The 12,844-nt window shown below is 51.2% G+C and carries 13 protein-coding genes and 1 pseudogene; all 14 read right to left on the bottom strand.

The genetic code is table 11. The features are described 5' to 3' along the window. Window positions 1-3: 3 nt before the first annotated feature. The 14 genes and pseudogenes from MOTHE_RS03025 to MOTHE_RS02970 all read right to left on the bottom strand — a co-directional run bounded on the left by MOTHE_RS03025 (window position 4) and on the right by MOTHE_RS02970 (window position 12,777). Complete coding sequence (locus tag MOTHE_RS03025) at window positions 4-273, bottom strand: hypothetical protein (protein WP_162490033.1); 270 nt, start codon at window positions 271-273, stop codon at window positions 4-6. A 127-nt stretch (window positions 274-400) separates the two neighbouring features. Beyond that, window positions 401-832, bottom strand: coding sequence for a GDP-mannose 4,6-dehydratase (locus tag MOTHE_RS12720; protein WP_235551398.1), 432 nt, complete (start codon window positions 830-832; stop codon window positions 401-403). Next, window positions 793-975 (bottom strand): hypothetical protein, encoded by a 183-nt coding sequence (locus MOTHE_RS13620; protein WP_200901626.1) that lies wholly within the window; start codon window positions 973-975, stop codon window positions 793-795. Before MOTHE_RS13620 ends, MOTHE_RS12720 begins: the two co-directional genes overlap by 40 nt. After that, complete coding sequence (locus tag MOTHE_RS14210) at window positions 962-1,528, bottom strand: WYL domain-containing protein (protein WP_373878637.1); 567 nt, start codon at window positions 1,526-1,528, stop codon at window positions 962-964. The genes MOTHE_RS13620 and MOTHE_RS14210 overlap by 14 nt, the downstream gene beginning before the upstream one ends. Window positions 1,529-1,772: 244 nt before the next feature. Then, on the bottom strand, window positions 1,773-2,918 hold the full coding sequence (locus tag MOTHE_RS13430) for a topoisomerase DNA-binding C4 zinc finger domain-containing protein (RefSeq protein WP_236683273.1): 1,146 nt from the start codon (window positions 2,916-2,918) through the stop codon (window positions 1,773-1,775). Window positions 2,919-3,382: 464 nt separating this feature from the next. Further along, a pseudogene (locus MOTHE_RS13810) lies at window positions 3,383-4,501 on the bottom strand (AAA domain-containing protein); the annotation flags it as partial. An 811-nt stretch (window positions 4,502-5,312) separates the two neighbouring features. Beyond that, window positions 5,313-6,191 carry a hypothetical protein gene (locus tag MOTHE_RS03000; protein WP_053094646.1) on the bottom strand — a complete coding sequence of 293 codons (879 nt, stop codon included), beginning with the start codon at window positions 6,189-6,191 and terminating at the stop codon, window positions 5,313-5,315. 562 nt (window positions 6,192-6,753) lie between these two features. Beyond that, complete coding sequence (galE, locus tag MOTHE_RS02995) at window positions 6,754-7,767, bottom strand: UDP-glucose 4-epimerase GalE (RefSeq protein ID WP_011392201.1); 1,014 nt, start codon at window positions 7,765-7,767, stop codon at window positions 6,754-6,756. A gap of 193 nt (window positions 7,768-7,960) precedes the next feature. Continuing rightward, window positions 7,961-8,392, bottom strand: coding sequence for a protein-export chaperone SecB (locus tag MOTHE_RS12715; protein WP_011392200.1), 432 nt, complete (start codon window positions 8,390-8,392; stop codon window positions 7,961-7,963). Beyond that, on the bottom strand, window positions 8,389-8,622 hold the full coding sequence (locus MOTHE_RS02990; protein WP_053094645.1) for a hypothetical protein: 234 nt from the start codon (window positions 8,620-8,622) through the stop codon (window positions 8,389-8,391). Before MOTHE_RS02990 ends, MOTHE_RS12715 begins: the two co-directional genes overlap by 4 nt. Then, window positions 8,612-9,127, bottom strand: a complete 516-nt coding sequence (locus MOTHE_RS02985) for a hypothetical protein (protein WP_011392199.1) — start codon at window positions 9,125-9,127, stop codon at window positions 8,612-8,614. Before MOTHE_RS02985 ends, MOTHE_RS02990 begins: the two co-directional genes overlap by 11 nt. A gap of 456 nt (window positions 9,128-9,583) precedes the next feature. Further along, window positions 9,584-10,240, bottom strand: a complete 657-nt coding sequence (locus MOTHE_RS13615) for a GNAT family protein (RefSeq protein WP_011392198.1) — start codon at window positions 10,238-10,240, stop codon at window positions 9,584-9,586. Window positions 10,241-10,252: 12 nt separating this feature from the next. Continuing rightward, window positions 10,253-11,599, bottom strand: a complete 1,347-nt coding sequence (locus MOTHE_RS02975) for a sugar transferase (RefSeq protein ID WP_011392197.1) — start codon at window positions 11,597-11,599, stop codon at window positions 10,253-10,255. Between the two features lie 41 nt (window positions 11,600-11,640). Beyond that, on the bottom strand, window positions 11,641-12,777 hold the full coding sequence (locus tag MOTHE_RS02970; protein ID WP_011392196.1) for a glycosyltransferase family 4 protein: 1,137 nt from the start codon (window positions 12,775-12,777) through the stop codon (window positions 11,641-11,643). Window positions 12,778-12,844 lie beyond the last annotated feature (67 nt).

Below are 12,844 nucleotides of genomic sequence, written 5' to 3'. Positions count from 1 at the left end.
TATTTATTCGGGTACGACCCCTGATCGATCATCTTCATCCTCTCTGATGTGTAACATCTCATCAACCAATTGAGGATGGTCCTTTAAGATACCCGCAGCCGCCAGGACAGCACCTTTTGATTTACTACGTTTAGTCAGCTTAATGGTTATCTTGTTCGTACCCGGGATAATCTCTACCCAATCACCAGGTTTAATTTTGGCCATTTTCAATACTTCTCCGATGATAATTCTTCCGCCTGGCTCTACTCTTCTCTTAACCTGTAGCAATGCCATCACTCCTAAGGCTCGAGATTAATATCAATTATATTCTGTAAGATTATACCCTAAAAACGTCTCCAACTCAATCTGGTATCTGTTTCTTCTTCTTTAAATACCCCACCATCCTGCCGCATTTGCTCCCCTATGACCCTCGTATAACTAAACCTTTAAATCCCCGCGGCCTGCGGCGGTGCCACTGCCAGGCAGTAGCAATGATGTCCTCCAGTTCTGTATACCGCGGCCGCCAGCCTAACTCCGCCATGGCTTTTTCTGCCGATGCTACCAGCACCGCCGGGTCGCCGGGCCGCCGGGGACCGACACGGTAAGGTACTTTCTGCCCTGTCACCTTTTCCGCCGCCCGGATTACCTCCAGTACCGAATAGCCCCGGCCGCTGCCCAGGTTATAGGCCGCCGTGGGGCTGCCCTGCTTCAGGGCTTCCAGGGCCAGGACGTGGGCTGCCGCCAGGTCCTCGACGTGGATGTAGTCCCGGATGCAGGTGCCGTCAGGGGTAGGGTAGGCCGTGCCAAAGACGCTTAAATAAGGTCTCTTACCCGCTGCCGTCCGGGTAGCCAGGGTGATGAGGTGGGTGGCGTCTTCTTCCCCTCGCCGATTCTACCGTCCCGGTCGGCACCGGCAACATTGAAATACCGGAGGGATATGTAGTTGATCTCACTGGCAAAGCCATGTTCGTAACCCTGGTCATCACCGGCTGCCAAAGAGCAGCCACAAAAGGACTACTCCAACCACTATCAACCACCAAATACAACCCGTAGATTCTGAGGCTGTAGATGGTGTCTTGCTGCTTGCTTGAATTGAAGCCCGGCCAGAAATCGACGTTCGATAAATAGTGATAGGCTGGGACTGTGGAAGTGAGCGCGGTGAAAACGTCTCCTCCAGCAGCTCCGCCCGCCGGATATTAGAGAGGGCAAACGACCGAATATCCTGGCGCCAGCGACAGTACGCCCGAAGGATGGTACCACCCCAGTCCCCTGGTTCCAGCGCCAGCGGCTCCACCACCCGGTCGGTAAGCGCTTTCCTGGAGGCCGTGTAATAGTTCAGATGCACACAGCGGTGTTCCTGCAGCGCCTTTTTTAAGAGCGCCCGGATTTGCTCTGAACTCGTGGCAACTACCGGGCTGGCGGTCACGGTTCCGGTATCCAGCGTTGCCGCTACCGCGGATACGGCCGGTGGAGTGATGGTAGGCCTGGAGCCACAGTGATGTACATTGTCCGTGCCCACATCAAAGGCCACCCACTGACCTGCGGGCATCTCCCTGAGGCTGATGGGCCGCCCACAGTATTTACATTTGCGATAAATGGCCACCCAGTACCACCTCTATAACTTATTTTCCGCACCCCTTCTCGGTTAGCCTTGAACTATGAGGTATATATACTTCGATACCATCTGCTACTAGACTCACAAAGATTATATTCATGCGACTTCTGAATAATTAGAGCGGAAGATAAGTTATAAGCCGTCCAGCCCGGGTTATAGTTTTGCGCGAAAGGCCACCTTAAAAGGAATCAGTCCAGCGGCAGTCCGGGTACCGGCTGCAGCCCAGGAATGCCCCGTTGCGGCCAGATTTGAGGACAACCTTCCCCCCACAATGCGGACAGGTAAGCTCCAGGTCCTGAACCGCCAGTTCCAGTACCCGACGCGGGATGTTAATCAAGCCTTTACAACCGCCATTCCGGAAGGAAGCACAGCCAAAGAAGGGCCCATGCTTGCCTGTTCTGAGCCCGGTGGTACCACCGCACAATGGACAGGAAGGAAACGCCATCCGCTTCTTTAGAGCATCAGCCAACTCGGTAAGGCGGTGCTTTTGTACAGACCGCCGTTCCTCTTGCTTAAGCAGGTACACCGTACCTGAGAGTTCCATCAGCCTCACCACCAGCTCCGGCTGGGAGAACCGGATCATCACCTCACTGCTCCGGCTGTGGGAAAGAATGTTCAAGCTGCCGAACCAGGCGATCTTCCGATCCACGAAGGCGAGCTTCTCATGCAGGCCCCTGCGGCGCAACACTTTAATACCTATTGTAGATAACTGACGAATTAATTCCTCCGTAACCTGGTTGGACTCATGCCGCTCCCTGGTTACCACCAGTACCAGTACCCCGCGGTCTACCAGGCGCCGCAAAGGAGTGATTACGTCCGCCAGGCGTCGCTCGGCGATGAAAGGGCTAAATATAACTACTTCTCCGGCGGCGTCACGCAAATCTTCCAGAAAAGCAGGGTAAAAATTTCCTTCATTGAAGTGCGTAGCACCTTCGGGATTTCCCAGCTGCCGGCGTGCCGGCATAACTGCCCCCAGTGCGATCTTAACCGCCGGGTCGGCGTAATCCTGGACCACCATACGGGCGTCCATGATCTTGCCGTGCTGCTCCAGATACTGCAGCAGGGTAGCCAGGGAATCACCCGCAGGAGCTTTTTGGCTCAGATAGTCATGGTGGGCCACTATCACCAACTTGCCTTTGGCCCGGGTGCAGGCCACATTGAACAAGCGCATAGCTTCGGAGCCCCAGCCGCCAGAGAGAAGCTTCCCAATCTGAAATGGGGGACTATCCACCAGGTCGAAGATAATAACATCTTTCTCGTTGCCCTGGAACCTGTGCACGGTTGCCGTTTCAACTCTTTCCCCGGGAAGCCTGTATTGCTCCACCAGGTGTTGCAACAAGCGAGTTTGAGCCCGGTACGGCGCCACCAATCCAACATTTGGGCGCCGCTGGCCAGGGCCCGGGCGGCAAGCCGGATACAGACTATAGCACTGTAAATATTATAGCGGGAGAACCCGGGGTCCAGCCGGCCGCACCAGGGATTGGCACCCGATGTGGTACACAGGACCAGGGGCTCCCCGGATTCCGGAAGAGCCGCAGTTGCGTGAGCATATTTCTTGGGGTCCGCCCTGTGCTCGAGCGGGTTTCCGTCATGCTCATAGACCAGCATATTGGCCACTTCACCAATGGCCTCATGCATGCGATACTGCACCTTCAGCGCACATAACCGGGGATCGTCCAACCTTGCCCGGCCCTCCACGATACCGGCCTTAACAAAAATATCGGTTTGTAACCATCTGGCAGCCAGGGGATACTTTTCAGCGTCCCGGGCGGTTGCAATTGGGGGCAGCTGCCGGAAATCACCTGTGACCACCACGCGCTTCTGCGCCCGGCTACCGGCAAACCATAGATTGGGCAGGGGAACCATACTGGCCTCGTCGATGATTACTGTATCAAAGGTGCCCCGGTACAGTTCTTCCAAAAGCACCAGGCGAGATAAAGTCGCTCCAACGATTCTGGCGTCGCGAATCACGGTCGCCGCCATTTCACGCAGCCGGGCTTCAATGGCGGCCAATTGCTCATCTAATTGCTTGAGGTTTTTCTCGACCTCACCCAGCTGCTGCCGAAGTTCCGGGAGAGGAGGCAACGGCCCCAGGCTTTCCAGAGCCTGCCGGTCTTTGGCCTGCCGGTGTTCAGCTTCTGATAACGCGACGCTAGCAGCCCTTCTCTCCTGCTGGGCAACCTGATAAGCTGCCTCCAGCTTTGTGATTACAGTTTCTTGATTGACGATCTGACGGCGGATGACCTCCGGGTTAAAACCGAAAAAGACCCGTCGAATGAACCCGGCTGCTTCAGCTTGCTGCAGCTTACTATGCAAATCACCCAGGGTTTTACGGGCCTGCGAGATAGCGTTCCCTTCTTCTTGCACCTTCTGTTCGGCTCCAGCCAGGGCAATCTTTGCTGTTGCGACAAGCTGCTCTGACTTTTCAACAGTCTCGATAACCCGGATGGTAGCAGCCAACTGGTCCCGCACTCCCTGCACCCTCTTGCGCTCGACCCCCAGCGCTTGCTGTTGCTGCCTTAAATCCTTGCTTTTCCTCTCAAGCACGGCCTCCATCGTCACCTGCTGCAATTCCGGGTCCTCCCGGGCCAGTGCGCCTACCCGTACCACGGCACCACCCTGGATTTCGTTATCGTCCAGGGCTTTGATAACGGGAATCAAGGCCGTATCTACAGCCACGTTCGTGTGGGACGTAACCAGCACACGGTCCCCACGCTGGACCAACTCCCGTACAAGGGCACCGATGGTCCGTGTCTTCCCCGTTCCCGGCGGGCCCCAGATGAATGTGACCCGCTGTCCCAGGCTCCGGTTGACTGCCTCCATTTGTTCCCTGTTCAAGTCTCCAAGGCTGGTGGCAGGTTTAACATTGGGAAAGGAAACATTGGCTTGGAACGCAAAAAGCCGCATACACATATCCCGTTCGGCAGGAAGTACGCCGGTGCGAATTTCATCCAGGCGTCGCTGCAACTGTTCTAATAAGTAGTAGGCGGAAAGGCTCAGGACCGCCTTAGGGATAAAGGGGCCCAGGTCATCCTGTATGCCCAGCGTCATCTCAAACCCCTGAACGCTTAATATGATGGTCTCGTGTGAATCCTTATCAATACAGAGTTGAGCCGGGGTATCGGAGGGAATATTGAGTTCGGTATCAAGCAAAAAAATATATAGAAAGCGGCCCGCAGCAGTGCCTCCGTACCTTCCGTCGTGGACTCTTATTTGCTCCGCCCCGCCAGACTCCTTGATTGCATTGATCTCTTCTTCCAGGGCCGCTATCAGTTCAGTGATTATCGAATCAAAAGTTGCCACCAGTTCGGCGCCCTCCTTGTGAATTGAGTTAAATGGCTAAATATATCCAAAAAGAACGACCATTACCGCCCAGAATGATGTCTGGTCATGTTCGCCGGGGGAACTGGATGGGACTGTAGCTCCGAGGCCAGGCCTTTAGCAATATATTAAAAATAAATAACCCTTTTTCAGCCTGACCCTCTTCAGGTAAAATAAAGAAAAACAGGAGAAACCGCTAATGCCCGTTGATCACGACCGCCTGTTCAAGGAACTGCTAACCACCTTTTTCCGGGACTTGCCATTAAACATTGACCCTCGCTTCCCAAGACCGGCTGGTTTTAACCGGGCAGGTCTTTAAGTTATTCTTTAAATCCCCGCGGATTATATCAGTAACCAATGGATATAACACTGGATGGTCAAGCCAGCGTAATCGCCTCTAACAAGGCCCATTTTCATCCGCTACAGTTGCAAGGTAATCGCGACCCTTTTCTACATCCGGGAGAATAAACCGGCATCCCAGGGCATCCATGGGATCAAACATTAAAATGCGCCAGAATGTCTTGCGGGCGGCATCAAACTGGCCCAGGCGCCACTGGCAGAGGCCCAGCCCGTGCAGGGCGCGCAGAAAAGGGCGATTATTTATCCAGCTCCACGGAAGCAGTCCGTTAAAGCCTGGCGGCAGGGCCTGCTCGCCAACTTTAACCCCTGCCAGGTAACGTTGCATCGCTCTTTTTGCATGCCAGGCGCTGCGCCCATCTCCAAATGTATATGTGCCCAGGTGGACAAAGGCATCAATGCAACGCAGGTCTTTGGTCAGGCACCCATGCAAAATTTGCCACGTTTTATCAATATTGCCCTGATGAGCATATTCAACCGCTAGGGATATTGGGTCCTCCATTTCCTCAGGGTTCGCGCCGGGGATAATTTGCTCCATTTCAAATACCTCACGGGGACCTGCTTTCAGAACAGCAATTACCCACTCAGGTAAAGACGAAGGCAATTCCCGGTCCGGGTCAATTTCCCACAGCTCGGCAAAGTAATAAAAAGAATCCCAGGTGCCATGCAAGTACAGTCTCAGGGGAACAGGTGTTAATACGGAACCGTCTATGTAAGAATCAATGACTTTACCCGAAAGATAAGTATGCTTCTTGTATTCCCATTCTTTATTGGGGATAACCCTGAGGATTTCTCCCTCCGTTTCATCCCTGACGCCTCCGACCGGCCGTAAGGTAATAATCTTTCGTTCCGGTAACCGGAGGCAGCGCAGATTTGTCTTTCCTGCCGCCAAAACGATTAGTTCTACTAAATCCGGCATAATCATACCCACCCTATCCCTGCGGTTATTATAGTTGCTTCTTTTCCTAATAGGCTATCCGGCTATTTCCAAGCGCCGGCATTACGGAAAAGACTCGCCTTTAGGTATTTAGGTAATTTACGCGCCATATTATCCTCCATGAAAAAGCGCTAGTGTTCGGCCATTACGCGCAGGCGTCAACTGTACCACCCTACAGCGCACCGGGCGTGCCAGCAGCTTATACCAGCGATTTGTCTTCAATTCCCGGCATTGCTCCGCGAAGCCCGGTATTTTACCGGTTTCACTCCAGGCAGAACGCTCTGATACTTTGGGGAATAGTCATCTGCCCTTTACTGGTTAAGCGCACTAAAGGGTTGGACATGAAGCATTCTTCTCTTTACAACCAGAAAGATTTTCTTACAAAAATGTACTATTATAGCACTATGCTTGCAACAAAATCCAGGCTTGCTGTAAAGGGCATATCCATAAAGTACTATAAGGCTTAGCGTGCTCGGTGGCGGCAAGCTTCACTCGGTTGCTTTCTACATGGTCCTAATCTCAGGACTATCCTCTTACTCGCTGGTCACCGCCTGGTTGAGATAGTCGCGGGCCTAGCCGGGACGCTATTCCTCTTCCGTTCCCACTGCCAGGCGGAATAGATAATGCCCTCCAGGTTGTCGTAAGCCGGTACCCAGCCCAGGCGCTCGCGGATTTTCCTGGCGTCGGCCACCAGAGCCGGCGGGTCGCCCGGCCGCCGGCCTTCGTAGCGCACCGGGAAGTCTACACCGGTCACCTTTTTGGCCGCTGCAATCACCTCCAGGACGGAGTAGCCCCGGCCGTAGCCGCAGTTGAACACCTCGCTCTTCCCGCCGTCCAAAAGGTACTCCAGGGCCAGGACGTGGGCTGCCGCCAGGTCCTCGACGTGGATATAGTCGCGTATGCAGGTGCCGTCCGGGGTGGGATAGTCCGTGCCGAAGACGCTTAAATAAGGTCTCTTGCCCGCCGCCGTCCGGGTAGCCAGTGTGATGAGGTGGGTGGCGTCTTCTTTCCCCTCGCCAATTCTCCCGTCCCGGTCGGCACCGGCAACATTGAAATACCGGAGGGATACGTAGGTTATCCCACCGGCGGCGGACAGGTCCTGCAGTATCCTCTCCACCATGGCCTTGCTGTGGCCGTAAGGGTTGATGGGGTGCAGGGGGGCTTCTTCCGGCACCGGGATGCGCTCCGGGATGCCGTAGACGGCGGCGCTGGAAGAGAAAATGAGCTTATTAACGCCGCTCTTCTGCATACAGGCGAGGAGATTCAGAGTGCCTTGTACATTGTTTATGTAATACTTCAAGGGCTGGGCCACGGACTCGGGGACGACGATGTGGGCGGCAAAGTGCATGACGGCATCGGGCCGGAAGTCCCGGATAACCGCTTCCAGTTTGGCGGCGTCCAAAAGGTCGCCCACCACCAGGTCGCCGTATAAGACCGCCCAGGGGTGACCCGTTACCAGGCTGTCGTAGGTCAGCACCCGGTAACCCCTCTCCCCTAGAGCCTTCACCACGTGGCTGCCGATATATCCCGCCCCGCCGGTAACCAGTACCTTAGCCATGAAATGTACCTCCTATGATGCTTTATCGCGCATGAGCATAACTTTTATTGCATGGGTTATTGTACAAAAAACAAAATAAGACCTGCAAACACCAGCAAGCCTTATCATTATAAATTTAATCCAGGCAACTGCTTATTACTTTCAGGTTCTTGCCTTAAAATTTCTAAGAGCTATTTAAATCCGTGACCTTTTCCTATTGTTTTTGAATCTCATTTAAACGATTGATGTTAACTAATGGGAGTATTACAGGTGGAACATTTGCAGCCATAGTAACACTAGAAACAACTGTTCTTAAGAAGGGAAAAAGAATAGCCGGAGCGTTAATTTCTGCATAACGATACAATTCATTTTTTTCAACAGAAGAACTGGCTTTAAACCAGCCCCGTAAATTAACTTTTAAGTGAAATGGGTTATCTTTTTCGGGGCCTTCTTCAAATATATTACAAAATAAATCAACGGTAATCTCATTATTTGTTTCATCAACAGTTGATTCAGTCCGTACTTTGAAGTCAAGCGGTATAGACTTATTCTTCTGTGATTTAAAGTTCTGATTCAACTTATAAGATAAATATAAAACTTTATACCCACGAAAAATCAAATGGCTCTCTATAGACTTGTCTATCATGTCGCCTCACCATTTGCAATAGCAATATAACCATTTGTTAAGTCGCTATATGGTTCCTCAAGAATATTATATTCAACGATTAACCTTTCTGGTTGCCATTCACAATCTGCTTCCTCCCCAATATCGGGACATTGCTCAATCCCGGCTTTCTGTAAATCACTCTCAAATTGTTCAATAGTTACCCGGGCAAGATATTGGTTTATCTGCTCAACTACTTCTTTAAAATCCACCGTTACTGCACCTCCATTGTTCAATAGATTTTATACACCGCTCTTCTTTTACGCATATTTGAATTTGTACCGGGGGAATATTAGTAATGTCGTACGGATAACTCCGGCCGGGCACAAGAAAAACAGCTCTAACTACTTCATAAGGAAATTGTTGGCAGATAAAATTTATAGCCACACCATTTAAAAGGCGTTTTCCTTTATACTTTGTCTGCTTCATTTTGCCCTGTAGTTGTTTTATTATCGACAAAAACATATCCCATTCCAGTTTTCGTGTTAAATCAAGAACCTCCTGGGCTTCAATAATAGTTTTTAAGATAGCCCATTCTTTATATTTCCTGGCGCGTACACACCAATCAATAGCCTGGTCAGGATCATCCTCAAAAAAGTATATACCCTTCCCCAACCATTCATCTTCTCTATTTGAAGGTAAAAATCTTTTATCCAATAATATCATATCAGCACTTGCTTTACTAGTACCATGAAAACCTATAAAAACCCTTACCATATTATGCCCCCGATATAGGTTAGATAACCTAATGGAAATGGGTTCTAGCTTAACCGTAAAAATCCTGCTATTTTGAGTTTATAAACTTCATAACCTGCCAGGCGGCAGGAAGGGAGCCTGACAATTAACACCCTACCCCACCTGCACCATTTCCTGCCCTTTCTCTACCCGAAAGCCCGGCAGGATCAGGCGCAGCAGTTCTTCCACCCCGGCCATGTCAGCGCGCCAGCCGAGCTGGGATACCAGCCCCAGAAACCTCTCCAGCCCTGCGGGGTCAAATTCCTCCGATCGGGCGATGAAGATCCACTCGTGGGAAGCTGCGTTGACCGGACAGGATAATCATGCTCCGCGCCAGGTCTACTATTTTCACCTACCTATTCATTAGGCACCAACCGTAACGCCGGACAGTGTCCCGTATGACATCCAACCACGTTTAGACTGAAGGCGTCAACCATCCTAAAGAGGTAAAGGTCGTGCATAAACGTTATTTTCTTTATCAACTAGACTAAAGCCAAAAAAGCTTAAGAAATTCTTTAACCCACCTATCTTTTTAGCATATGAAGGGTCATTTTTATCCAATTTTGTTTTTCCTTTCTCATCAAATGGTGTGGGAATTACAGTTACAGCAGCAGCACCCCTCCCTAAGAACGAGCAAATTACTGGAAATATTGCTTTACCGATACCTTTATCGCGGTATTCAGGTTTAATAAACAAACGCTCAATATACAATATTCCAAACCCATTCATATTCTCAAGGTATTCATTCTTAATCTTCCAGGTTCCTTCTTCCAGTAAAGGAGTAACTGCCGTAACCAAATCACTGCTATGAGCATCTATAATGTAAAAAAGGTTATCCTGTTCTAGCGCCCTTTCATTATCGATAAATAAACACCTAAACTCCCCTATATTTTTTCTCGCATCTATCTCAGACCACGATTTTTGCAAAAATATTTTGCCGGAATATGTATAAATATAACCTTCATCAGGGTTAGGCTCCCACCAAGAGTCAGCATATGCATCAGCGGTAAATTCCAAATTAAGCTCAGCAATATCAATACCGTTTTGTTTTAGCTTTGTTTTTATACCATTAAAGAGTAGTTTAATATCATTCACTTACAAAACCTCCTATGATGCTTTGTCCCGCATGAGCATGACTTTCAGGGTATGTAAAAGAATCTGGGCGTCGCTTAAAGGTGAGATGGTTTTAGCATAGAGCAGGTCGTAACGAAGTTTATCGGCCGGAGTGGTGCTGTAGCGCCCCTGGACCTGGGCCAGGCCGGTGATACCCACCTTCAACTGATGGCGCCAGTCGTAGCCCGGCACTTCTTTCTTGAATTGCTCTACAAAGAAAGGGCGTTCCGGCCGGGGGCCGATGAAGCTCATCTCCCCTTTGAGAACATTCCAGAGCTGGGGTAGTTCGTCAATACGAGTGGCCCTTAGAATCCGGCCCACCCTGGTAATACGCGGGTCCTTATCGGTGGCCAGTACCGGGCCGGTAATCTTCTCCGCATCAGGTACCATGGTTCGCAGTTTGATCAACTGGAACACCCGACCACCCTGGCCCACCCGCTGCTGGCGGTAAAATACCGGTCCGCCGGGAGATTCAATCTTAATCGCCAGGGCCGCCAGCAAAATCAGGGGTATGGCTATTATGGATAGACATAAGGACAAAGCAATATCGAAGGCCCGCTTCCAGGCGCGCGAAGGCACAGCTATAAAGCCGTCCACCCGAAAAACAGGGATGCCGTCGAGCTGTCCCAGGCGGGCCTGGGCTAAAAAGATTTCATAGATATCAGGAACTATGAAAGCGGGCAGATTACGAGCCATAATTTCTTTCAGCATCATTTCGCGATATTCCAAGGGAATCCCATCGCAAAATAGTACCGCTCCGGGCCGGCTGGCATCAAGGGCTTGAGGAAGTTCATGATAAGTTCCCAGCACTGGAAACTCTATCTCAGACGTTGTCGAACCGCCCTCGACTACCAGACCCGCCACCTGATAAAGGCGATTGTCTTCCCGGGTAACCTCCCGCGCCCGCTGACAGGCTGTCTCTGTAGGACCAATGACAACCAGCGTGAGGGTACCCTGTAACCAGATAGAAAAGCGCCACACAGCATACCGCCAGATACTCAAAAGCGCGAGCTGGATAGGTGCAGTCAGGAGAAATACCGAGCGGGGGAAGGCATACTTTTGCAGCATGTATGAAATGCCCAGGCCGCTGAGGATAGTCAAAGCCACCACCCAGACCAGGGCGGCAAAGATCTCTATCCAGCGGTAACGGCCGCCGACGTAGAGCCCGTAGCTGTAAAAAAGGACAAAGGCCGCCAGGGTAATCCAGATGGAGATCGTCCGGTAGGCGTGCCAGTTGACAGCAGGAATGCTGCCGCCGAAGCGGAGCCAGAAAGCCAACCAGAAGCTGAAGTTAACTAAAAAAAGATCCCCGGCTATTTTTACCACCTTTGTCCAGCGCAAAATCTCATCCCTCCCCCAAGGCGAGCAGAAGTTACGCGTTCCTAGCTTGGTAAATAGCGGCTGTAAACAGCATCCATCTCGGCGAGCACTTTGTCAAGGGAATAATCGCCAATCTTCTCCCGGCCCGCTCTGCCTAAGGCCAGGCGCAGGTTTTCATCCCGGGCCAGCAGTTCCAAATAGCCAGCCAGCCCCTCTACATCGCCCAGCTCCACCAGGAAGCCCGTCCGGCCGTGGTCTACCAGATCTCGGTTGCCGCGCACGTTGCTCGCCACCACCGGCTTCCCCGCAGCCATTGCTTCCATGAGGGATCTGGGGAGGCCTTCATGCCGGGAAACAAGGACGACGATATTTGCCTCCTGGACAAGCTGAGGTATATCCCGACGAAAACCAAGAAAATGAACCCTACTTACACTTTTTCCATTTACCCAGCACTCCAATGCCTGGCGGAGAACACCATCACCTACCAATAAAAGATGAGCGGAACATATCTTCTTAGTAAGTCTTGACCAGGCCTTTAGCAGAAAGAGGTGATTTTTTCTTGGTATCAATTCCGCTATACAAGTTATAACAATATCGTCCGCTTTTAAACCCAATTTATCACGTAAACTCCTAGAGGAAACTATGCTGTTGAATTTGTCAACATCTACTCCTACACCGTGTACATAAAATAGGTTCTCCCCCGGCCTGAAACCCATTTTAATGGCACTATCGTAATCTTCCCTATTCATCACTATCAGCCCGTCCGTCCAGCGGGCAGCCAGCCGCTCGGCAGGGTAGTAAAGGAGCCAGTTCCGTAAAGACGCACCCTGGTAAAAGTGGAAGCCGTGGGCGGTATAGAGCACAGGCCTCTGGCCTGTAGCCCTAGCTAGATATCTCCCCAAAAAACTGGCTACCGGGGTGTGAACATGGATGAGATCAAACCGATAGTATTCCAACAGCCGGCCTAATTCCCTGAAAGCGCGCCAATTTTTAAGGCTATAGGGCGAGCGGGAAAAAGGGATCTCCCAGCATCTCACACCTATAGCCTCCACCTCTTTCTTTCTCCCCTGATCAGAGGAGGCTGCCGCGTGCACCTCATATCCTTTACCGTGCAAAAGCTGCATGAAAGGCAGGTGAAAAGCGGCCAGGTGGGTGTAAACGGTGGCTAAATACAGAACTCTGCCTTTTGTGTTAGTCAACCTCTCAACCCCTGCCACTTATGGATGAACCCTTTCAAAAAGGCAAGCCTATTAAGGAAAAGGGCCT

This window comes from Moorella thermoacetica (assembly GCF_001267405.1).
Classification (GTDB): Bacteria; Bacillota; DSM-521; order Neomoorellales; family Neomoorellaceae; genus Neomoorella; species Neomoorella thermoacetica.
This window is presented reverse-complemented; position numbering and strand designations above follow the sequence as displayed.

Coding starts and splice junctions, on each gene's coding strand:
- MOTHE_RS03025 (WP_162490033.1), bottom strand. CDS start 273: ATGGCATTGCTACAGGTTAAGAGAAGAGTAGAGCCAGGCGGAAGAATT.
- MOTHE_RS14210 (WP_373878637.1), bottom strand. CDS start 1,528: ATGCCCGCAGGTCAGTGGGTGGCCTTTGATGTGGGCACGGACAATGTA.
- MOTHE_RS03000 (WP_053094646.1), bottom strand. CDS start 6,191: ATGCCGGATTTAGTAGAACTAATCGTTTTGGCGGCAGGAAAGACAAAT.
- galE (WP_011392201.1), bottom strand. CDS start 7,767: ATGGCTAAGGTACTGGTTACCGGCGGGGCGGGATATATCGGCAGCCAC.
- MOTHE_RS12715 (WP_011392200.1), bottom strand. CDS start 8,392: ATGATAGACAAGTCTATAGAGAGCCATTTGATTTTTCGTGGGTATAAA.
- MOTHE_RS02985 (WP_011392199.1), bottom strand. CDS start 9,127: ATGGTAAGGGTTTTTATAGGTTTTCATGGTACTAGTAAAGCAAGTGCT.